The sequence below is a fragment of the Ralstonia sp. VS2407 genome (assembly GCF_052950655.1).
On the sequence record NZ_JBRFVG010000173.1, the window covers coordinates 1 to 502 of the forward strand.

The 502-nt window shown below is 59.4% G+C and carries 1 protein-coding gene; it reads right to left on the bottom strand.

Annotation, left to right across the window (positions count from 1 at the left end; translation table 11 throughout):
- On the bottom strand, positions 1–481 hold a 481-nt coding region (locus tag ACU8YE_RS24465), incomplete at its 3' end, for an HAD domain-containing protein (RefSeq protein WP_446929979.1).
- Between the last annotated feature and the right edge of the window lie 21 nt (positions 482–502).

Here is a 502-nt window from a genome sequence, read left to right on the forward strand (position 1 = left end):
GGTAAATCTCCTGCAGTTTTCGATGGACGCTGTCCTGCACCGCCGGGTCGCTCAGTCCGAGCTTATCGTTCGTAAGGACAAGGCGGTCCCGCCAGCGAACCGGCCAGCCAAGGGCGTCGTCATCCAGAGCGAACCATTGCGACGGCTGGCGGCGCTCGACGTCGCCCAGTATCTGCATGCCGCGGGGCATGGTATCAAAGGTCATCTTGACGATGTTCGGATGCAGGAAGGTCGACCCGATCACGCGCTCGCGCAGCGATGGCGAAAGTTCGTGCCTTGCCGCGTCGAAACCCAGTTCGCGTACCCAGGTTGTCGACAGAACGATTTTCAGGTCGGGATAGGGCGCAAGCAGCTCATCGAGGATCGGCATCCACTCGAAAAAGGTACGGCCGGGTGTCTTGATGTGCATACCCTTGACGCGGTTGCGCAATACATTGCCGTCGTGCAGGACGGCGTCATAGTCCAGGTAACAAATGTTCATCGCGATGTCTCAGGCAAAGCG